The sequence below is a fragment of the Arthrobacter sp. MYb229 genome (assembly GCF_002975405.1).
Lineage (GTDB): Bacteria > Actinomycetota > Actinomycetes > Actinomycetales > Micrococcaceae > Glutamicibacter.
This window is the reverse complement of sequence record NZ_PCPS01000003.1, coordinates 369,131-388,114: the sequence shown is the minus strand read 5'-3', so window position 1 is coordinate 388,114 and position 18,984 is coordinate 369,131. Positions and strand designations below refer to the sequence as shown.

The window sequence follows — 18,984 nt, the reverse complement described above, 5'->3', positions numbered from 1 at the left end:
TTGTGAATTAATCAATGAATATAGGAGTTTAGTCGCGCTGCTGCGCGGGTGATTGACTTGATCTTGCATGCATCGTAGTGTTCTTGTGTGCAAGGAATAACGGAATTTAAGAACTTCGGGGCGCCACCCGTGTCGGACGAGTCACTTCTGGACCGGATTCGTGAGCTGGTGCTTAGTGGTGCCTACGCTCCCGGAGATCCGCTGTCTGAGATTTTTCTTGCGCAGCAATTCGCGGTCAGCCGCACTCCGGTGCGCGAGTCCTTGAAACAGCTCGAGCGCGAATCTCTGATCGAAATCAAGCCAAAGGTGGGCACTTTCGTACGGGAACCCACCAAACGAGAAATCGTGGAGCTTTTTCAGCTCAAAGAGGGGCTAGAGGGGCTGGCGGCCGGGCTCATGGCGCGACGGGGGAGAACCGCTCACTTAGAGTTCCTCGAACAGAACGTTAGAGCATCTGAAGCTGCTGCCATCGCTCGCGACTCCGGGAGGTATGCTCAGCTCGTTCATGAGTTCCACTGGGGCTTGGTCAATGGCTCTGATAATTCGAAATTGATAGAGCATTACAGGCTGTTAATGAACCAGCTGGCATTCCATCGACTCGTGCTCAAAACTGTTGAAAACCCTAAACGCATTGCCGTCTCGAGCGGCGAACATCGACAGGTATTGCAGATGATTCAGGATAAAGATCATTTCGGCGCGGAAGCTGCCATGCGAAATCACGTCTATGCCTCCGCCCGCGAACTTCTCGGTGGAAGCCGCGAAGCACCCGAGGGATAAACGTTGAGGTGGGCGGGCGACAATAAGTCCTTAGGCCAATAGGAACCCAAGTAATGAGGAAGTGACTCCGGCAGCGAATCCGGAATCGCTTCCTCGTTGCGTTGGGCCTGCCGTATAGCTGCTTGCCGGGCCGCGGGCTGGAATCTGCAGGATCTAGAAGAGCTGCACTGTTCGTGATAACCACTATCGGCGCCAGAAGGGTCATGAGCCTGATGGCTTACTCGCGTACCTCGGCCGTCGCTTCGCCCTAAGCATCTGCAACTACGGTTACCCTTTTTGTCTGCGCCAACGGTGCCCAGAATAGTGGATAGAACGCAACGGTCCGTTGCCGCACCATAAATGATTTGGCGTTCGGTATCCGCGATGAGCACTTTGAGTTCCGAGCATCGTATTGAAGATGTTGGCAATGCCAAGACGTGGTCATGGTTCGCTGGGGACGTTGCCAGCTTCCGTATCGGCGACGAAGAATCCTGCTGGCAACCGTTCCAGTTTTCATAGCACGAGGTCGAGTTACCGTACTCATCGGAGGCCCGGACGAACTTCGTCCAGACTGCATTCGAGAAATAATCTGAATCTAACCAAGAGGCAACCGTTGCGGCTTTGGCGTAAGTCGAAACGTGCCTTTCGCCCACCGGATCCCTGAAAATCTACTGCATTGCGACGATGGCAACGGAAATCTGTCGAATTTTGGGGACATGAACGAGAATCCTCTCCCGGTGAACATTCCCATAACGAGCACGCCCAGTAGTGTTCCTCCGGCCACTGCGCTAAGCCACTGCCAGAAAGGGGACCCGAATTACTTGCAGAAGAATCCCGGCATCATCACGGCCAACACCATGTTGACGGGGAACCAAAGGGTGAATTGGATACGTGAGCGCCCGTGGCGTTCGCTGTCGGGCTTTTCTTCGGTTGCGAGGGGGATGGCTTTTGCCAACGACGTGCTGTAATCAGGCTGGGAGCGGCCGAGATTTGGCATCGTTCTAACCTTTTCCTGCGGAGGAAAATGTGTGGGCTGAATGGCATGGCCAAATAAGAAAAACGCGTGTCCGTATTCCGCTAATTATTGGTGTGGCCGGTATCGGTGTTGATGGATCGGGCATCTTCCTGAGGAATTTCGATGCGCTGGTTATCTAGATGCCTTCCCCCATGGCCTGCAGCGGTGCCCGAGGCGGGTTGCTTGCCGGGCGAATCCCAGAGCCCAATGAAGATCTGCCGGGGCGACTGCGGACTCCCCAATGACGAGAAGTGCTTCATGTGCCTCAGCGGCACTCGGCACTCACTCGCACACTTCTTATTAAGACATTGGGGTTGATCCTGAGAAAGATGGCGATTGTTGCATGCATCAGAACCTAGCACTTCTTGTGAGCCACGCAACAGAAGGTGGACTTTGGGATAATCTACAAGACTTTATCGTGACTTCTTGCACAATTTGAAGTGTCCGGGTTAGAGTTCTTGTATGCAAGAGATTTTGAATGGGGCACCGAACTGATTCGATCGAAACTGAATCTTCGGGCCCGCTTCATGCCGGTGGCAATGCCAACTTAACCGGACGAGCCCTACACAAAAGGTCGATTTGGAATACGACTGCAGTGAAATGAAATAGACCGGAGAGTCCTACAGCATGACGACTACCTCAGAAACTTCCCCGAGAATTATCGATCTAAGTAACCGCTCCACGCTGAGCAACTACTCCGAGATTGCCGCGGCTATCGGTCTGCGTAAGTTTTCAACCTATTGCGAAGAGCTCCCGCTGAATGGTGGGGCAAGCACTTTACGCGCGACCTCCACTGCGGTGATCAGCAACCCGTGGGCGGGCAGCGACACCACTGCGGACCTTGCGCCCGAGGCTGAGCGTATCGCTCCCTTGCTGGCCAAGCTGCTTACTGACCGGCTCCTAGAAGTCCTCGGCGGAGCGGAGCAGGTCGAGGCCTTCGGCAAGGCCGCGCTCGTTGGCGTTGAGGGCGAAACCGAGCATGCAGGCGCGATGATCCACACGCCATACTTCGGCAATCTGATGCGCGAGGCCTTGGATGGCACCTCGATTTTGTGCTTCGCCGATGGGCACGGCCAACCAGGTGAGAAGCTGCGCATCCCTATGTGGCATAAGACAGCGCCGGCTACCCGAAGCCATTACCAGACCATTGAAATTTTCTTATCTGATGCTCCGGCCGCGGGGGAGATCGCCATCGTGGCTGCTGCCTCCACCGGTCCGCGTCCCTTCGCCCGCATCGGCGACCGTCTGACCGATAAGCCAATTACGTCCGAAATTCTGAAGGAGATTGCACTATGAAATACCGCAAGCTAGTGACCATTGTCGAAGAAATCGTTCGCGAGGGTGGACGCGATGTTGATCCCGTGGCACGAGTCGCAATTGTGGCCGCAGTTTTTGACAATCCATGGGCAGGAGAAGGCTTCGTTGAGGATCTCACTGAAGGAATCGACTCGGTTGCATCCGACCTGGGAGCCTTGCTGGCACCGCGCGTGTTGGAAGCGTTGGGCGAGCCATTGGAAGCCTATGGCAAAGCAACCATTGTCGGTCTGGACGGTGAAATTGAGCATGGCTCGGCGCTGATCCATACCCTGAAGTTCGGTAATCACTTCCGCGACGCGGCCCAGGCAACCACACTTCTTCCGGCAGTGGAAAAGCGCGGCCCGGCCGGAGTCCACTTCGACATTCCACTGAAGCACTTCACGGACGCGACGATCCGCTCGCACCACCAGAGCGTGGAGATCAGCATTCCCGATGCCCCGCACGCGGGCGAAATCATCGTTGCATTAGCCGGTGCAACCCGCGGGCGCCCACAGCAGCGCCTGGCCGCGTTGTCGACCGAACAATAGCAGGAGCAGTACTAAGTGATGAGTGCCCCTGAAACGCAGATAGTTCTCCTCCATGGTGTCGGACTTGACCGCAGCATGTGGAAGACATTCCAAGAGGAAATTGGGCGGCCATCCGTGGCCCTGGATCTGCCGGGACACGGAGCTCAGCCGGCGTTGCGCGAAGCGCAGACCCTGGCGACGCTGGCGTCCGACGTGATTTCACGGTTACCCGGCGGACCCATTCACCTGGTGGGGTTCTCCTTGGGGGCACTTGTCGCACAGCACATTGCGCGCTTCGCGCCAGAAAATGTGGTGACCCTGACCTCCGTCAACTCGGTGTGCCGACGAACTCCCGGGGAATCCGCAGCGGTCGATCAGCGGTTGATGACGGCGGGTGTGGAGTTCGCCGCTGGTGTGGATAAGGCAATTGACCGCTGGTTCCCTAAAGGTATTACACAGGTTCCTGCCACGGAAATCGCGGCGGTGCGTTCGGTGCTTGCGGACAATGATGTCGAATCCTACCTGCATGCCTACCGGGTTTTTGCTCAGGGGGACCGCGAGATTGCCGACGAGCTAGGTCGGATCACGGTGCCGGGGCTGGCGATCACCGGGGAAAACGACCCCGGCTCAACTCCTGAGATGTCTCACCGCTTAGGCAGGGCTATGGCGAACTGCCAGGTGGTTGTCGTACCGCAGGCTCGCCACATGCTACCCATTGAAAACGCCCCAGCTCTGGCTGCCGCGCTACGCACACTAATCTAAATTCCGAAAGGACACACGATGACTGAACGCCTGTCGCACTTCATCGGAGGAGAGTACGTCGCCCCGTCGGAGGGCTCCTACTTCACCAGCACCAATCCGGCCACTCTAGAGGTGCTCTACGAAGCTGCCCGAGGTAATGCCCAGGATGTCGACCGGGCGGTCACCGCCGCCCAGAACACCTTCGAATCCACCGCCTGGAAGCGTATGAGCGCCACCCAACGCGGCCACTTGCTGCGTCGGCTGGGCGACCTTATTGGTGAGAACGCCGAACGCCTGGCCATGAATGAAAGCCTGGACAATGGCAAGCTGTTGCGCGAAATGCGCGGACAGATGCGTTCGCTGCCGGAATACTTCTACTACTATGCGGGGCTGGCAGACAAGGTCCAGGGTTCTCAAATCCCGACCACCAACCCGGATATCCTCAACTACACGCAGCGCGAAGCGCTGGGCGTAGTTGGCGCGATTACCCCTTGGAACTCGCCGCTGACGCTGACCACCTCAAAGATTGCCCCGGCTCTGGCCGCCGGTAACACCGTGGTGATCAAGCCGAGCGAATACACCTCGCGGACCGTGCTGCTCTTAGCAGAGCTCGCAGACCAGGCGGGTTTCCCGGCCGGTGCAATCAATGTCGTGACCGGCCTGGGGGCCGAGGCCGGTGCGGCGCTGGTCAGCCACCCGAAGCTGGCGAAGATTTCCTTCACCGGCTCCACCGGAACCGGTTCGCATATTGCCGCCCAGGCCGCGAGCCGGTTCATCGGCTGCACCCTTGAACTCGGTGGCAAGAGCCCGAATATTGTATTCCCTGACGCCAACGTCGCCAACGCCTCCATGGGCGTCGTGGCCGGGATCTACGCCGCCGCCGGGCAGACCTGCATCGCGGGCAGCCGCGTCTTCGCGCACAAATCCGTGTACGACGAGCTGGTGGAACGCGTCACCGAGCGTGCCCGCTCGATCCGCATTGGCGATCCGCTGCTGGACGAGACCGAATTGGGCCCGCTGGCCTTCGCCGACCAGCTGGACAAGGTGGCATCCTATGTGAAGATCGGCGCCGAGGAAGGCGCCACAATCCACGCCGGGGGCGGACGCCCGGAAGGTCTTGAACTGCCCGGATACTACTACTCGCCGACGGTGCTGACCGACGTGAACAATGACATGCGGGTAGTGCGCGAAGAGATCTTCGGGCCGGTGGCCGCGATCATGCCGTTCGAGCACGAGGACGAGCTGGTCAGCCTAGCCAACGACACCGAATACGGGCTGGCGGCCGGGGTGTGGACGCAAAATCTGGCCACCGCGCACCGCATGGCTCGCCGGCTGGATGCCGGAACCATCTGGGTCAACACCTATCGCGCCATGTCTCCCATGTCGCCGCGCCAGGGGTTCAAGAATTCCGGTGTGGGCATTGAACACGGGATCGAGTCGATGCACGAATATACCCGGCTGAAGAGCGTTTGGATCAACACGGACGAGGGCCCGGTCTCCGATCCCTTCGTCATGCGCGGTTAGGAGAACCGAGGATGCCACTCATCGATGTTTCGATTGCCCGCGGACGCACCCCGGAGCAATTGCGCGCACTGATCGACGCGCTGCACCAGGCGGCCGTAGCGACCACCGGGGCTGCCGATGAAAATGTCACGGTGCTCATCAGGGAAGTCGAACGGGCGCATTGGTCGCGCACCAACACCACCATCGCCGAGCGCGACGCCTCCACGGGTGCAAAATAATTCTTGAAAGGAACACACCACATGCGTTTTTCACTCTTCGTTCATATGGAACGCTACGATGACTCGATTTCCCATGAAGAAAACTGGGCAAATTTGGTGGAGCTCGCGCAGATAGCCGAAAAAGGCGGTTTTGGTACCGTCTGGATCGGTGAGCACCACGCGATGGAATACACCGTTTCCCCCAACCCGCTGCCACAGCTGGCCTACCTTGCAGCCAAGACCTCGAAGATCCGTCTGGGTTGCGGCACGATTATCGCGCCATTCTGGAGCCCTATTCGGGCGGCTGGCGAGCTGGCGCTGCTGGATGTGATCAGCGGAGGCCGCGCCGAAGTGGGCGTTGCCCGCGGTGCTTACCAGTTCGAATTCGACCGCATGTCCGACGGGATGGCGGCAGCCGATGGCGGAGCGCACCTGCGTGAATTGGTGCCTGCAATGAAGGCCCTTTGGGCTGGCGACTACGCACATGACGGTGACGTGTGGAAGTTCCCGACCTCAACAAGCGTGCCGAAGCCGGTGCAGCGCGATCTGCCCGTCTGGGTTGCCGCGCGCAGCCCGGAATCCCATGACTTTGCCGTGGCCAACGGCTGCAACGTGATGGTCACTCCGCTGATGAAGGGCGACGAAGAAGTCCAGTCCCTGGTGGAGAAGTACGAAACCGCGATTGCCGACCACCCGGAAATTGCACAGCGTCCGGAGATCATGGTCCTGCGCCACACCTATGTTCACGCCGAAGACGAGCCGGAGGGCTGGCGTGCGGCCGCCGAAGGCGTGCAGAAGTTCTACCGCACCTTCGACGCGTGGTTTGGAAACAAGCAGGATCCGGTAGATGGGTTCATGGAGCCAAGCCCCATCGAAAAATTCGCCGGGCGAGAAGAATTCTCTCCCGAATCCCTGCACAAGTCCGCAATGATCGGCACCCCTGCCGAAGTAGTCGAGCGCTTGCGCCGCTATGAGGAGCTGGGAGTCACCGAGTTCAGCTTCTGGAACGACAACACGCTCAGCCATGCCGAAAAGAAGCGCTCGCTCGAGTTGTTCATCGAGCAGGTAATGCCGCACTTTGCGCAGGTTGAGGCGTTGCAAAAGTAGCAAGTGATCCGCGCCCGAGCCGGGAATCGACATCAACAGTCGAATCCCGGCTTTTGGCGCGCCGCAGGCAAATGCATCCATCCAAAAAGAATGCGGTACCACCCCGCGCCTCGGTTGCCCATACCACCAGCAAATCTGGACTGCAGCTGAATAACCATGCTTATTCACCTTCCCACGGCCAGAATTATTTATACCCGCGCCCGATACCCCAAAGGACGGCAAAGATCTGGCGCTGAAATGGTGTTGATTTTTCACTCTAATTGAAACTTGACATGGCGGTTAGTGCTGATTGCGACAAACGTTGGTGCAATCTAGGCAGGGCGACATCTTTCCCGAATTCTGGTGCTCCGAGCGCTTCGAGTTTGCTCTGCTATCCTTGCCTTAAATGCAGGTCGCAAACCTGGCCTAGAACAAATCCGACGGCATGAAATTAACGTCAATTTGTTAATTATTTGGAAGGGAACTGATGCATTTAACTCCCCGCGAGCAAGAGAAACTAATGATCGTCGTCGCGGCCGATCTGGCCCGCCGCCGGCAAGAACGCGGTTTGAAGCTCAACCACCCCGAAGCGGTGGCCATCATTACCTACGAACTTATCGAGGGAGCGCGCGACGGACGAACCGTTGCCGATCTGATGAGCTACGGTACAACGATCCTGACCCGCGAAGATGTCATGGACGGAATCTCAGAGATGATCCACGACGTCCAGGTCGAGGCAACGTTCCCCGACGGGACCAAGCTGGTCACCGTCCACAATCCGATTCGTTAAGTACAGGAGTAGAGATGAAACCGGGAGAGTACATACTTGCCGATGACCCAATCGTCTGTAATGCGAGTCAACAGACCCGAATCCTGAACCTGGTCAATCGCGGGGACCGGCCGGTCCAGGTCGGCTCGCACTTCCACTTTGCAGAAGCCAACCCGCGGCTGGATTTTGACCGAGTCGCGGCCCGCGGATTCCGCCTGGACATCCCTGCGGGAACCGCCGTGCGCTTTGAACCAGGGGATGCACGCACCGTGCACCTGGTGGAATACGCCGGCGCACGCGAAGTCCACGGCTTCCAGGACCGGGTGAACGGACCGCTGGGACGCACCGTCCCGGTTGTCGAAACCGACGCTATTGGTGGTTCCGCGGGTATCGACCCGATCGTCGAGGCCGATCTGGTCGAGGATTACGATATCGATCTGCCCAACAAGAGCGAAGAAACAATTGGTTTCCACACCACCTTCGGCGTGGACCCGGTGGACGAGAGCTTGCCGCCCAAGCCGCATAAGGTCCGGCAGGCCGAGAAATCGCAGACGCCAGGCCCGGACGAAGAGCAGGAGAGCTAAAGATGAGCTTCGAACTCAGCCGCAAGCAATATGCGGAAATGTACGGGCCTACCACCGGCGACGCCATCCGCCTGGCAGACACCGAACTTATCCTTGAAATTGAAAAGGACTACACCACCTACGGCGAGGAAGTCGTCTTCGGCGGCGGCAAGGTCATCCGTGACGGCATGGGTCAAAACGGACGGTTGACCCGTGACCAGGATGTGCCCGATACGGTGATCACCAACGTCGTTGTGCTGGACTACACCGGCATCTACAAGGCGGATGTGGCCCTGCGCGATGGGCATATCTTCAAGATCGGCAAGGCCGGCAACCCGGATATTTCCGATGGCGTGGACATCGTCATCGGCGCGGCCACCGACATCATCGCCGGCGAGCACAAGATCCTCACCGCCGGGGCCATCGATACCCATATCCACTTCGTCTCCCCGGACCAGGTTCCGGTGGCCTTATCCGCCGGCACCACCACGCTCATCGGTGGCGGAGCGGGCCCCTCGGACGCTTCCAAGGCCACCACGGTTACCCCCGGACCTTGGCATATCTCCCGGATGCTGCAGGCGGTGGAGAACCTGCCGATCAACATCGGTTTGCTCGGCAAGGGCCACGCCAGCGACCGTGCGCCGCTCGCCGAACAGGTACGCGCCGGGGTGATCGGGTTGAAGATCCACGAGGACTGGGGCGCCACCACCTCATCCATCGACAACTCGCTGAAGGTTGCCGACGAATTCGACGTGCAGGTGGCCATCCATGCCGATACGCTCAACGAATGCGGCTTCGTGGAAGACACCATCGCGGCCATCGCCGGACGGGTGATCCACACCTTCCACACCGAAGGCGCCGGCGGCGGCCACGCCCCGGACATCATCCGCATGGCGGGGCTGCCCAACGTGCTTCCGGCATCCACCAACCCGACGCTTCCCTACACCAACAACACGGTGGACGAGCACCTGGACATGCTGATGGTCGCGCACCACCTGAATGCCGATATTCCCGAGGATGTGGCCTTCGCCGACTCGCGGATCCGCCCGGAGACCATCGCCGCCGAAGACGTGCTGCACGATATGGGCGTTTTCTCGATTACCTCCTCGGATTCCCAGGCCATGGGCCGGGTGGGAGAGGTCGTCTTGCGCACCTGGCAGGTAGCCGACGCGATGAAACGCCAGCGCGGCAAGCTGGAGGGCGACGGCGTGGTGGGGGACAACTTCCGGCTCAAGCGCTACGTCGCGAAGTACACGATCAACCCGGCCATTGCCCACGGCATTGCATATTCCATCGGCAGCGTCGAGGAAGGCAAATTCGCCGACCTGGTCCTCTGGGATCCGGCATTTTTCGGGGTCAAGCCGGAGATGATCATCAAGGGCGGACAGATCATCCAGTCGGTGATGGGAGATGCGAACGGGTCCATCCCCACCCCGCAGCCGCGCACCATGCGGATGAACTTCGGTGCCTTGGGCACCGCGGTGCAGGCATCATCGATCACCTTCCTGTCCAAGGCGGCCATCGACGAGGGCGTGCCCGAGCGGTTGCGCCTGCGCAAGGTGATCCGCGCCTGCCAAGGAATCCGCGAGCTGTCCAAGTCGGATCTGAAATATAACAGCGGGACCCCGGAGATCCTGGTTGACCCGCAGACCTACCAGGTCACCGTGGACGGTGAGCTGGCCACCTGCGAACCTTCAGAGGTTCTGCCGATGGCTCAGCGCTATTTCCTGTTCTAGGCCGTTTGCGGCCCGGCAAATTCTAGAGGAGAACTATGATCATTGAACAACTTGTGGGCAATGTCCACGAGCTGCCGGCCGAGCGGTACGCCGGCCGGCACCACGAAAAGGTGGTGCTGCCCAGCTCCGCGCTGGTCAAGAGGATTCAACGCGTCACCAGCGACCACAACCGGGAACTGGGGATCCGGCTGGCCCCCGGCCCGGACCTGCGGGACGGGGACATCCTGTACCTTTCGGATACCGAAATGATCACCGTGTCGGTGTTGCCCACCGACGTGCTGGTGATCGCCCCGCGCAGCATCCTGGAAATGGGGCAGGTCGCCCACGCGCTGGGCAACCGCCACCTGCAGGCGCAGTTCTTCGGCGAAGAATCCGAATACGCGGCGCAGGTGATGGTGGTCCAGTACGACCACACCGTGTCCGACTTCCTGGAGCACCAGCAAACCCCGTACAACCGGCAAGAACGCGTGATGCCGGTACCGTTCCGCCATGCCGAACACACCCACTAGCGCATCGCACCTGCTGACCCTGATGCAGCTTTCCGACTCGGCATTGCCCACCGGGGCATTCAGCCACTCCTTCGGGATGGAAAGCTATCTGGCGGACGGAGGGGTGCATGACGAGGAGAGCTTCGCCAAGTGGGTGGAGCTGTTCCTCACCCAATCGCTGAGCTACACCGACGGGCTGGTGGTGCGCCTGGCCCACGAGGCGATGAGCCCGGAGCGGATCATGGAATTGGACGCGATGATCCACGCCGCGGCATTGCCGCGGCAGCTGCGCGAAGCCGCCGTCAAAATGGGCAAGCGGATGCTCGCGGTGGCCAGCGTCGTCTCTCCGAGCGAGGAACTCGAAGGCTATGTGCAGGCGGTTGAATCCGGGCACTGCGCCGGGCATCCGGGGATCGCCTTCGCGCTCGGTGCCCGCGCGGCCGGAGCCCCGGTGGCGGACACCGTGAACAGCTATCTGTTCTCCACCGTCACGAGCCTGACGCAGAACGCCATCCGCGCGATCCCGCTGGGCCAGAATGCGGGCCAACGGGTACTGCGCGCCATGCACGAACCGGTGACGCGCTCCGTGGCGAAGATCTTCAGCCTTGATGACCAAGACCTGGGCGCCGCGATCCCTGGCCTGGAGATCGCGCAAATGCGACATGAGCACCTGCGCGCCCGCATGTTCATGTCTTAGTACACCGGCCGCCGATTGGCGGCCCCAATAATTTGAGGAGCACAACAATGGAACCAATCCGCATTGGCGTCGGAGGCCCGGTCGGGGCCGGCAAAACCCAGCTCATCGAGCGCATCACCCGCGCGCTGGATGGCGAGATCTCCATGGCCGCCATCACCAACGACATCTACACCATCGAGGACGCCAAGATCCTGGCCGCCAACGGGGTGCTGCCGCTGGATCGGATCGTCGGGATCGAGACCGGAGGCTGCCCGCACACCGCCATCCGCGAGGATACCTCGATGAACTCTGCGGCCATCGAGGAGCTGAAGGCCAAGCACCCCGATCTGCAGATCATCTTCGTGGAATCCGGGGGAGATAACCTCTCGGCCACATTCTCTCCGGAGCTGGTGGATTTCTCCATCTACATCATCGACGTGGCCCAGGGCGAGAAGATCCCGCGCAAGGCCGGGCAGGGCATGATCAAATCCGACCTGTTCATCATCAACAAGACCGATCTGGCCCCATACGTCGGAGCCGATTTGTCGGTGATGGAGTCGGACTCCAAGCAGTTCCGCGCGGACAAGCCATTTTGCTTCACGAACCTGAAAACCGATGAAGGCCTGGAGCAGGTTATTGGCTGGTTGCGCCGCGACGTGCTGATGACGGATCTGGGCTAGTGGCCGCTCCCACCGCGCGCCGCGCGCCGGCGCTGGCTCCCACTCCGTTCACCGGCCGGCTGGTCGGGGAGCTGCGGCTGCGCATCGGCCGGCGTTCGGGCAAGGACATCGCCACCGCGCAGTACCATCAGGGTGCCTTGCGGGTGCTGCGTCCGCACTACCTGGATGACAGCGCGCAGGTCTGCTACACCATCGTGAACCCCGGCGGCGGGTACCTGGGGGCCGATCGCTACGGCATCGAGGTGGAGGTGGAAGCCGGCAGCAGCCTGCTGCTGACCACGCAGTCGGCCACCAAGGTCTACCGCACCCCGCAGGGCGAGGCCAGCCAGGAGATGCTGGTGCGCTTGGGATCCGGTGCGGTACTTGAATACCTGCCCGACCAGCTGATCGCCTACCGGGATGCCAGCTACCGCCAGGAACTGGTGGTGGATATGGCGGCCGATGCCTCGTTGGTGCAGTTCGAGATCCTCACCCCGGGGTGGAGCCCGGACGGCACGCTCTTCCGCTATGACCAGTTGCGGCTTCGCACGCAGGTGCGGGCGGAGGGGAAGCTGGCGGTGCTGGACAACCTCTGGGTGCAGCCGGGGGACCAGTCGCTCGACTCGCAGCTCTACCTCCAGCAAGCTACCCACGTGGGCATGCTGTTGGCGGTGGATGCGCGCATCGACGCGGCGCTGGTGGAGCAACTGCGCGAGGTCGCCTACCGGATTGCCGGGCAGCAGCGCCAAGCGGTGCACGTGGGCGTCTCGCAGACGCCCACCGCCGGGGTGGCCGTGCGCACGCTTGGCACCTCGACCGAGTCCGCCACCGCGGTGATGCTGGGCATCGTCAACGAGCTGCGTGCGCGCTTGCGCGGCCAGGGGCCGGTGAACCTGCGCAAGTACTAGCGCAGGTTGGGTTTAGAGCATGTCCGCGCGCAGCTGTGCCGCGGAGCGTGGCGAAAGCAGCCCCGGGGCCACATCGAAGACGGTCTGCGCGCCGGTGGTACCGGCGCGGTTCATGCGGTGCACCGCGCGGGCATAGGCCACCAGCACGCTGGAGGTGAACTCCGGGTTGGAGCCGAGCGCCAGCGAGTACTCGATAACCTGCTTCTGCGCGTCGCTGGTAGTGCCCGAACGGATCACGAATCCGCCGTGCGGCATGTCCGAGTGCTCGGCCGCCAGCTGCTGCGCGTCGATGAAGTGCACGGTGGTGTCATACTGGTCGAAATAGTGCTCCATGCTCACGATTGCCTGGCGCACGGTGTTCTCATCTGCGCCGTCTTCAAGGACCACGAAGCATTCGCGCTGGTGCTTCTCGCGGGTGCTCAGGCTCGGGCGCAGCCCGGCGCGCACCTGCTCGATCGCCTCGGGGCTGGGGATGGTGTACTGCACGCCGGCGGCGACTCCGGGCACGCGGCGCACCGCGTCGGAATGTCCCTGGCTCAGCCCGCGGCCCCAGAAGGTGTAGGTTTCCCCGTCCGGCAGCAGGGCTTCGCCATAGACCCGGTTGATGGAGAACATGCCCGGATCCCAACCGGCGGAGATGAGCGCGGTCTTGCCCGCGGCCTTCGCCGGGGCGTCCACGGACTCGTAGTACTCCGGGATGCGCGCGTGGGTGTCGAAGCTGTCCACGGTGTTGAACAGCGCCGCCAGCCGCGGGCCCTGTTCGGGCAAGTCGGATTTGGAACCGCCGCAGAGGATCAGCACGTCGATGTCGTCGACGTGCTCGGCCAAGACGTCGACCGAGTAGCGCGCGGCTGGCTGGGCCAGTTCGAGGCTCTGCGGGTCGCGGCGGCTGTAGACACCGACCAGTTCCATATCCTGGTTCTTGGAAATTGCGGCCTGCACGCCGCGGCCGAGGTTGCCATAGCCGGCTATGCCAATACGGATTTTCGAAGACATTAGAATCACAGTCCCTTGATCTGGCTTGAGAGCCGCGGTCATTGGCCGGCAGGAGGTGGCTCACTGGCCGGAGAAGAAGTGGCGAAAGGCGCCGGTGGCCAAGCGCCACCACTTGGGATTATTCCAAAGAAGCAAGCGGAACCCTAAACACCGGGCTCGCAGGCTAAATAGTGGGTCAAAGAGACCGATTGGCGCCGCTTCACACGAGGTCTGGTGCTCCCGGTGCTTTCCGGGCAGTGGCTAAAGGTGGCATAAATGAGCCGGGGAAGTCCAGTACCCGGTCGCAAATCGCGTGCAGGCCGACGGCGTCGTGCGAGGCCAGCAGCACCGCCGAACCTGCCGCCGCCTGCGCCGTGAGCAGCCGCAAGATCGTTGCCTTGGTCTGCTCATCGAGTTGCGCGGTCGGTTCGTCGCACACCAGGACCCAAGGGTCCAGGCTCAGCGCGCGCGCCAGCAGCACCCGCTGGAGCTGGCCATCGGAAACCTCCGCCGCGCGGCGTTGCAGCAATCCCGGGTCGAGCTCGACGCGCAGGCATAGCCGGTGCAATTGGTCGCGGTAGCGTTCGGGGTGGACCTTGATCGCGCCGTCGGCGAAGGCCAGCGGGGCCGCCAACAGGGCACCTAGACGTTGTCGGGGATCGGTGGCCGCGCGCGTGGACTGGGGCACGATGCCAATTTTGGTGCGGATTTCCAGCGGCACCGGGCGGCGCTGGTCCACCGGTTGCCCGGCGACCACTACCCGCCCGCTGGCGGGGGACTTCAGCAATGCCGCAATGTTGAGCATGGTGCTTTTCCCGGCCCCGGAGTCCCCTCGGATACCCACTACTTCGCCCCGCTCGATTCGCAGATTTACCCCGCGAAGCAGCTGCGGCGCACTCGGATATCCAGAGCAGACGTCGACTAATTCCAGGCTCATTGGATCTTCTCCTGCCGCGTTTCTATGCTGCGCGCCACGCGGCCGTCTTGCACCACGCTCACCTCGTCCGCCAGCTCGGCGGCAAGTTCCAGATCATGGGTGACCATGACAACGGTGCGGCCCGCACGGGCCAGATCCTGCAGCACCTCGCCAAGCTGCTGCCGGCTCGCCGGGTCCAAGGCCGAGGTCGGTTCGTCGAGGAGAATCAGCTGCGCGTCGCCGAGCAATGCCAAGCCAAGCAGCACGCGTTGGGCCTGGCCGCCGGAGAGCTCATGCGGAAAGCGCATGCGCAATTGCGCATCCAGTCCGACCCGTTCCAAGGCCTGGCCCACCGCCTTGGCGGAGCTGCCGCGGCGCTGCCGGCGCAATTCGCGTCGCATCGTGGCGCCCACGGTGCGCACCGGATTGAGCGCGGTGGCCGCGGACCCCGGAACGAAGGCCAACCGCCCGCCGGTGGCATGAGGCGTGGTTCCCAACTGCAGCCGTGCCCCATGCAGAAACAGGGAACCGGTGGCCTGCAGCGCAGGCGGAAGCACCCCTGCCATGGCTCGCAGCAGCATGGTTTTGCCGACGCCGGAAGGCCCGAGGATGACGTTGACGCGTCCGGTTTTTGCCTGGTAGTTCAGCTCGTGCAGGATCTCGGTGCGTACCCCGGCCTTGGACTCGGACCAGAGCCGCAGGTCCCGGACCTCAATGGCGGGCTGGTTCGCTGCGGTGGGTGCGGATCCCCCGGAAGCGTTCTGCGGTGCCGGCCGCCGAGTCCGGGATCGCGGAACCGATTCGTGGGCCAGTGCGGAGAGCGCCGCGCTGAGCAGCACCAGCAAGCCCGCGGGGATCACCAGCAGCCACCAGGCTCCGGAGAGCACCCCGCCGCGGGCGTCTTCCAGGATGAGCCCCAAGGACGCCGCCTGCGGGGGCAGTCCCACGCCCAGGAAGGACAATGCCGATTCATGCCAGATGGCATGGGGCAGCTGCAGCACCAAGGCGATGGCAGCCTGGGGAGCTACCGCGGGGATCAGGTGATTTACCCAGATCGCCAGGGGCCGCGCGCCAGCCGCCCGGGACAGCGCCACATACTGTGATTCGCGTTCGCTGATCAAACGCGAACGGACAATGCGCGCGACCTGCGTCCAGTGCGTCAGCGCGATCGCGGCGACGATAGCCCACCACCGCCCGGGCCACATGGACAACACCACCACGCTCAGCAGCAGGTGCGGCACCGCGTTCAAGGTGTCCACCAGACGCATGGCGATCCGGTCGACGATTCCCCCTGCGTAGGCGGCCAGCACGCCGACTCCCACACCGATGAGCGTGGATGCGGCAGCGGAGGCCGCTGCCAGCAGCAGTGAGAGCCGCAGCGCCTGCGCCGAACGCACCCACAGGTCCCGTCCCAGCTGATCGGTGCCGAACAGGTGATCGAGGCTTGGCGGATGAAAGACGGCGCTGAGGTCTGCGCGGTGAACCGCCTGCGGGTTCAGCCACGGCACGCACACCGCATAGAGCACCAGCGCGCCAACCATGAGTCCGGCGGAAAGCTGTCGTCTAGACATCGCGCACCCGCGGATCCGCCAGGACGTAACCGGCGTCGGCCAACGCGTTGCCGGCAAAAACCATCAGGCAGGAACAAGCGGTGACGGCCGCGAGCAGGGCAAAATCTCCCGCCACCGCTGCATCGATGACGGCCGAGGCGATGCCCGGCCAGGCGAATACGCTCTCCACGAGGAGCGCCCCGGTGACTAGCTCGCCCAACCTGCTGCCCACCACGGTCAAAAAAGGCAGGGCCGCAACCGGCAATACCTCGTGGCGCAGGATCTGCGCTTCGGATACCCCGCGCCCACGCGCGGCGAGTATCGCATCCGATTCGAGGACCTCGAACATTGAGCTGCGCAGGTTCAGCAGCAGCCAGGGCAGGAGGCTCACGGCCAGGACCATCGCCGGAAGGATCAGATGCACCAGCATGGTGCCGGCGGTCGGGGCCGCTCCGGCCGAGGAGGCCCCGCCGGCGGGCATGCCCAATCCCAACGCAAAGATTGCGATGGCGATCAAGGCCAGGACGAAGGGTGGCAGCGCCTGGGCAGACTGCGCGAAGAGCACCACCGCCCGGTCCAGGACGCCCGCTCGGTGCCGTGCGGCCAGCCAGGCCAGCAGCAGAGAAGCCACGACCGCAAGCAGCAAACCGGTCAGGGTTAGCAGCGCGGTATAGGGCAACCGTTCAAGCAGTACCTCGCGCACCGGTTGCGCGTAGAGCCGGGAGAATCCCCAGTCGCCGTGCACGGCGTCTACTGCCCAGCGCCACCACATGAGGAACCAAGGGGTGTCCAGCCCCAGCTGTTCGTTCAGCGCTTCGCGCTGGGTGGCATCGGTGCGTACGTAGCGCGAGCCGAGATAGTTGGCTAACGGGTTGAAAGGAGCAACAGAGGCCAGCCAGAACACCAGGGCGGTGATGCCCGCGGTGACCGGCAGGGCCAGGAGCAACCGGCGCACGAGGATGCCTGAGGCGGTGCGCACCCGTAGCCGTTGGCCACCTGGCTGCCCGCGGCGCCGTGTCATTGCTTGCGGGTCCATTCATGGATTTTTGCCCAAGGGCCCCAGGTGGTTCCGTGGTCGTGGGGTTCCAGGAGCAGCGAGGAGGTATTCCAGTGTTCGCTGACGTCGCTGCGCTGCACGTAGGTGTGGTCCAGGAAGGCGAGCAGGAGCATGGAAGGCTGCTGAACGTAGCGCTGCTGAACCTTCCGGTAGGCCGCGGACCGCGCGTCCGGGTCCAGATTGGTGCGTCCGATATGCAGCTGTTCGTCCATCTCCGAGTCGGCATACCGGCTGGGGTTGTCATAGTAGGCCCCGGCTTCCGGGTAGGAGGAATGGAGCATTTTATAGAGTTGGGTATCAACGTCGTAGGGGTCGTCGCCACCGCCGAGCATGATGGCATCTTGGGTGCTGCGTGGCTCGGCCTCGTCAAAGGTCGCTGCCCGAACATCCACCGTGATGCCGAATTCGGCTAGTTGCGCTGCCACCGCCAGGGAGAGGTCGCGGCGCAAGGAATCTCCCGGGTTGTACAGCACGGTGAATGCCGCCTCGGCCCCGTCCTTGCTGCGAACCCCGTGCTCCGACTCGACCCAACCGGACTTGTCGAGCAAGGCGGCGGCGCGTTCCGGGTCATGCGCGAAGGTCGCCTTCGCCGCATAATTCCGGCCGTATTCGGGGGAAACGAAGGTATATGCCGGCCGGCCGCTGCCATCGAGCACGGCGTCGATCAGCTGCTCGCGGTCGACCGCGAGGTTCAGCGCCAGCCGTACCTCGGGCTCTGAGGTGAACGGATGCTCCGCGGGCAGGGAGATGCCGCGCCAGTCCGCCGAGGTAGCGGTGAGCACCTCGTAGCCTGCGCGGCCGGCAAAGCTGTGGGCCAGCCGCGGAGGCAGCACCGTGCCGGTGAATCCTCCCGTGGCCAATCGTTGGCTCCGGGCGTTGTCATCGGGCGCCGCCTCGTAGATCACCGGGGAGGCCTGGACCGGACCGGTGCGGTAATTCGGATTGGCGGTGAGCACCAGCTGCGCAGAGGAGAAATTCTCCACGACATACGGCCCGGTGCCAACCGGCGTGCGGCTGAGTGCCGATTCGGCGACCGGTTTTGCCGGGTCGACGAGTTCTGCCGGGGCGATGCCGATCAGCAGCGAGGTCTTGAAGGACACCTGCGCTTCCTTGAGCTTAAAGCGCACGGTATGTTCGTTGGGCGCGGAGACGGACTCCAGATTCTCCAAGCTGCCGGCAAGGGGCGAGGCGGTTCGCGGATCGAGGATCGCCTTGTAGCTGGCCACGACGTCTTGGGCGTCGAAGGTGGTGCCGTCGCTGAACTTGATGTCTTGGCTTAGCGAGATATCCCAAACCAGAGAGTCGGCGGAAATTTTTGGTTCTTTGGCCGCCAAGAGGGGCACGAGATTCGGAAGCTGATCCTGTTCGCCTTCGAGGGTGAACAGCGACTCGTTGATTTTCCCTAGGCCGTAGCTGTCGAAGCCGGCCAGCGGATTCAGGGTTTCTGGCAGCGCCGCGGTGAGCAGGGAGATGGGTTGCTCATCAGCAGCCTGTCCGCTGGCAGGCTGGCAGCCGGCGGTGAATAAGATCAGCGGAAGCGTCAAG

Annotated in this window: 20 protein-coding genes and 1 pseudogene; 14 read left to right on the top strand and 7 right to left on the bottom strand. The window is 62.3% G+C overall.

Annotated elements, in window-relative coordinates:
* Positions 1-129: 129 nt before the first annotated feature.
* Entirely contained in the window at positions 130-777 is a 648-nt protein-coding gene (locus CQ019_RS12480) for a GntR family transcriptional regulator (RefSeq protein WP_258134007.1), read from the top strand.
* 796 nt (positions 778-1,573) lie between these two features.
* Here CQ019_RS12480 and CQ019_RS12475 read toward each other — a convergent pair.
* Together CQ019_RS12475 and CQ019_RS12470 are read right to left on the bottom strand one after the other, a co-directional pair.
* Positions 1,574-1,753, bottom strand: coding sequence for a hypothetical protein (locus CQ019_RS12475; protein ID WP_105569824.1), 180 nt, complete (start codon positions 1,751-1,753; stop codon positions 1,574-1,576).
* 80 nt (positions 1,754-1,833) lie between these two features.
* Positions 1,834-2,031, bottom strand: coding sequence for a hypothetical protein (locus CQ019_RS12470; RefSeq protein WP_105569823.1), 198 nt, complete (start codon positions 2,029-2,031; stop codon positions 1,834-1,836).
* 367 nt (positions 2,032-2,398) lie between these two features.
* Here CQ019_RS12470 and CQ019_RS12465 point away from each other — a divergent pair, with 367 nt between their 5' ends.
* From CQ019_RS12465 to CQ019_RS12405, 13 genes and pseudogenes are all read left to right on the top strand, one after another.
* Positions 2,399-3,067, top strand: coding sequence for an amino acid synthesis family protein (locus CQ019_RS12465; RefSeq protein ID WP_105569822.1), 669 nt, complete (start codon positions 2,399-2,401; stop codon positions 3,065-3,067).
* Positions 3,064-3,615 carry an amino acid synthesis family protein gene (locus tag CQ019_RS12460; protein ID WP_105569821.1) on the top strand — a complete coding sequence of 184 codons (552 nt, stop codon included), beginning with the start codon at positions 3,064-3,066 and terminating at the stop codon, positions 3,613-3,615. Before CQ019_RS12465 ends, CQ019_RS12460 begins: the two co-directional genes overlap by 4 nt.
* Before the next feature lie 18 nt (positions 3,616-3,633).
* Complete coding sequence (locus tag CQ019_RS12455; protein ID WP_105569820.1) at positions 3,634-4,356, top strand: alpha/beta fold hydrolase; 723 nt, start codon at positions 3,634-3,636, stop codon at positions 4,354-4,356.
* Positions 4,357-4,374: 18 nt separating this feature from the next.
* Positions 4,375-5,859, top strand: coding sequence for an aldehyde dehydrogenase (locus CQ019_RS12450; protein ID WP_105569819.1), 1,485 nt, complete (start codon positions 4,375-4,377; stop codon positions 5,857-5,859).
* An 11-nt stretch (positions 5,860-5,870) separates the two neighbouring features.
* A complete protein-coding gene (locus tag CQ019_RS12445) occupies positions 5,871-6,077 on the top strand; it encodes a tautomerase family protein (protein WP_105569818.1) in 207 nt (68 codons plus the stop codon).
* Positions 6,078-6,098: 21 nt separating this feature from the next.
* The gene (locus CQ019_RS12440) at positions 6,099-7,163 is read left to right on the top strand and encodes an LLM class flavin-dependent oxidoreductase (RefSeq protein ID WP_105569817.1); all 1,065 of its coding nucleotides are present in this window, start codon (positions 6,099-6,101) and stop codon (positions 7,161-7,163) included.
* Between the two features lie 466 nt (positions 7,164-7,629).
* The gene (locus tag CQ019_RS12435) at positions 7,630-7,932 is read left to right on the top strand and encodes an urease subunit gamma (protein ID WP_105553629.1); all 303 of its coding nucleotides are present in this window, start codon (positions 7,630-7,632) and stop codon (positions 7,930-7,932) included.
* Positions 7,933-7,946: 14 nt separating this feature from the next.
* A pseudogene (locus CQ019_RS18775) lies at positions 7,947-8,249 on the top strand (urease subunit beta); the annotation flags it as partial.
* Positions 8,250-8,497: 248 nt separating this feature from the next.
* Positions 8,498-10,210, top strand: coding sequence for an urease subunit alpha (gene ureC / locus CQ019_RS12425; RefSeq protein WP_105569816.1), 1,713 nt, complete (start codon positions 8,498-8,500; stop codon positions 10,208-10,210).
* Positions 10,211-10,245: 35 nt separating this feature from the next.
* Positions 10,246-10,719 (top strand): urease accessory protein UreE, encoded by a 474-nt coding sequence (ureE, locus tag CQ019_RS12420; RefSeq protein WP_105553626.1) that lies wholly within the window; start codon positions 10,246-10,248, stop codon positions 10,717-10,719.
* Complete coding sequence (locus tag CQ019_RS12415; RefSeq protein ID WP_105569815.1) at positions 10,700-11,395, top strand: urease accessory protein UreF; 696 nt, start codon at positions 10,700-10,702, stop codon at positions 11,393-11,395. Before ureE ends, CQ019_RS12415 begins: the two co-directional genes overlap by 20 nt.
* A 47-nt stretch (positions 11,396-11,442) precedes the next feature.
* Positions 11,443-12,054 carry an urease accessory protein UreG gene (ureG, locus tag CQ019_RS12410; protein ID WP_105553624.1) on the top strand — a complete coding sequence of 204 codons (612 nt, stop codon included), beginning with the start codon at positions 11,443-11,445 and terminating at the stop codon, positions 12,052-12,054.
* Positions 12,054-12,941 (top strand): urease accessory protein UreD, encoded by an 888-nt coding sequence (locus tag CQ019_RS12405; RefSeq protein ID WP_258134004.1) that lies wholly within the window; start codon positions 12,054-12,056, stop codon positions 12,939-12,941. The genes ureG and CQ019_RS12405 overlap by 1 nt, the downstream gene beginning before the upstream one ends.
* 12 nt (positions 12,942-12,953) lie before the next feature.
* Here CQ019_RS12405 and CQ019_RS12400 read toward each other — a convergent pair whose 3' ends face one another.
* From CQ019_RS12400 to CQ019_RS12380, 5 genes are all read right to left on the bottom strand, one after another.
* The gene (locus tag CQ019_RS12400) at positions 12,954-13,937 is read right to left on the bottom strand and encodes a diaminopimelate dehydrogenase (protein WP_105553623.1); all 984 of its coding nucleotides are present in this window, start codon (positions 13,935-13,937) and stop codon (positions 12,954-12,956) included.
* A gap of 199 nt (positions 13,938-14,136) precedes the next feature.
* Entirely contained in the window at positions 14,137-14,853 is a 717-nt protein-coding gene (locus CQ019_RS12395) for an ATP-binding cassette domain-containing protein (protein ID WP_105569814.1), read from the bottom strand.
* Positions 14,850-16,403, bottom strand: a complete 1,554-nt coding sequence (locus tag CQ019_RS18555; protein ID WP_181148461.1) for an ABC transporter permease subunit — start codon at positions 16,401-16,403, stop codon at positions 14,850-14,852. Before CQ019_RS18555 ends, CQ019_RS12395 begins: the two co-directional genes overlap by 4 nt.
* Positions 16,396-17,418 (bottom strand): ABC transporter permease, encoded by a 1,023-nt coding sequence (locus CQ019_RS12385; protein WP_258134003.1) that lies wholly within the window; start codon positions 17,416-17,418, stop codon positions 16,396-16,398. The genes CQ019_RS18555 and CQ019_RS12385 overlap by 8 nt, the downstream gene beginning before the upstream one ends.
* Positions 17,400-18,983 carry an ABC transporter substrate-binding protein gene (locus CQ019_RS12380; protein WP_258134002.1) on the bottom strand — a complete coding sequence of 528 codons (1,584 nt, stop codon included), beginning with the start codon at positions 18,981-18,983 and terminating at the stop codon, positions 17,400-17,402. The genes CQ019_RS12385 and CQ019_RS12380 overlap by 19 nt, the downstream gene beginning before the upstream one ends.
* Between the last annotated feature and the right edge of the window lies 1 nt (position 18,984).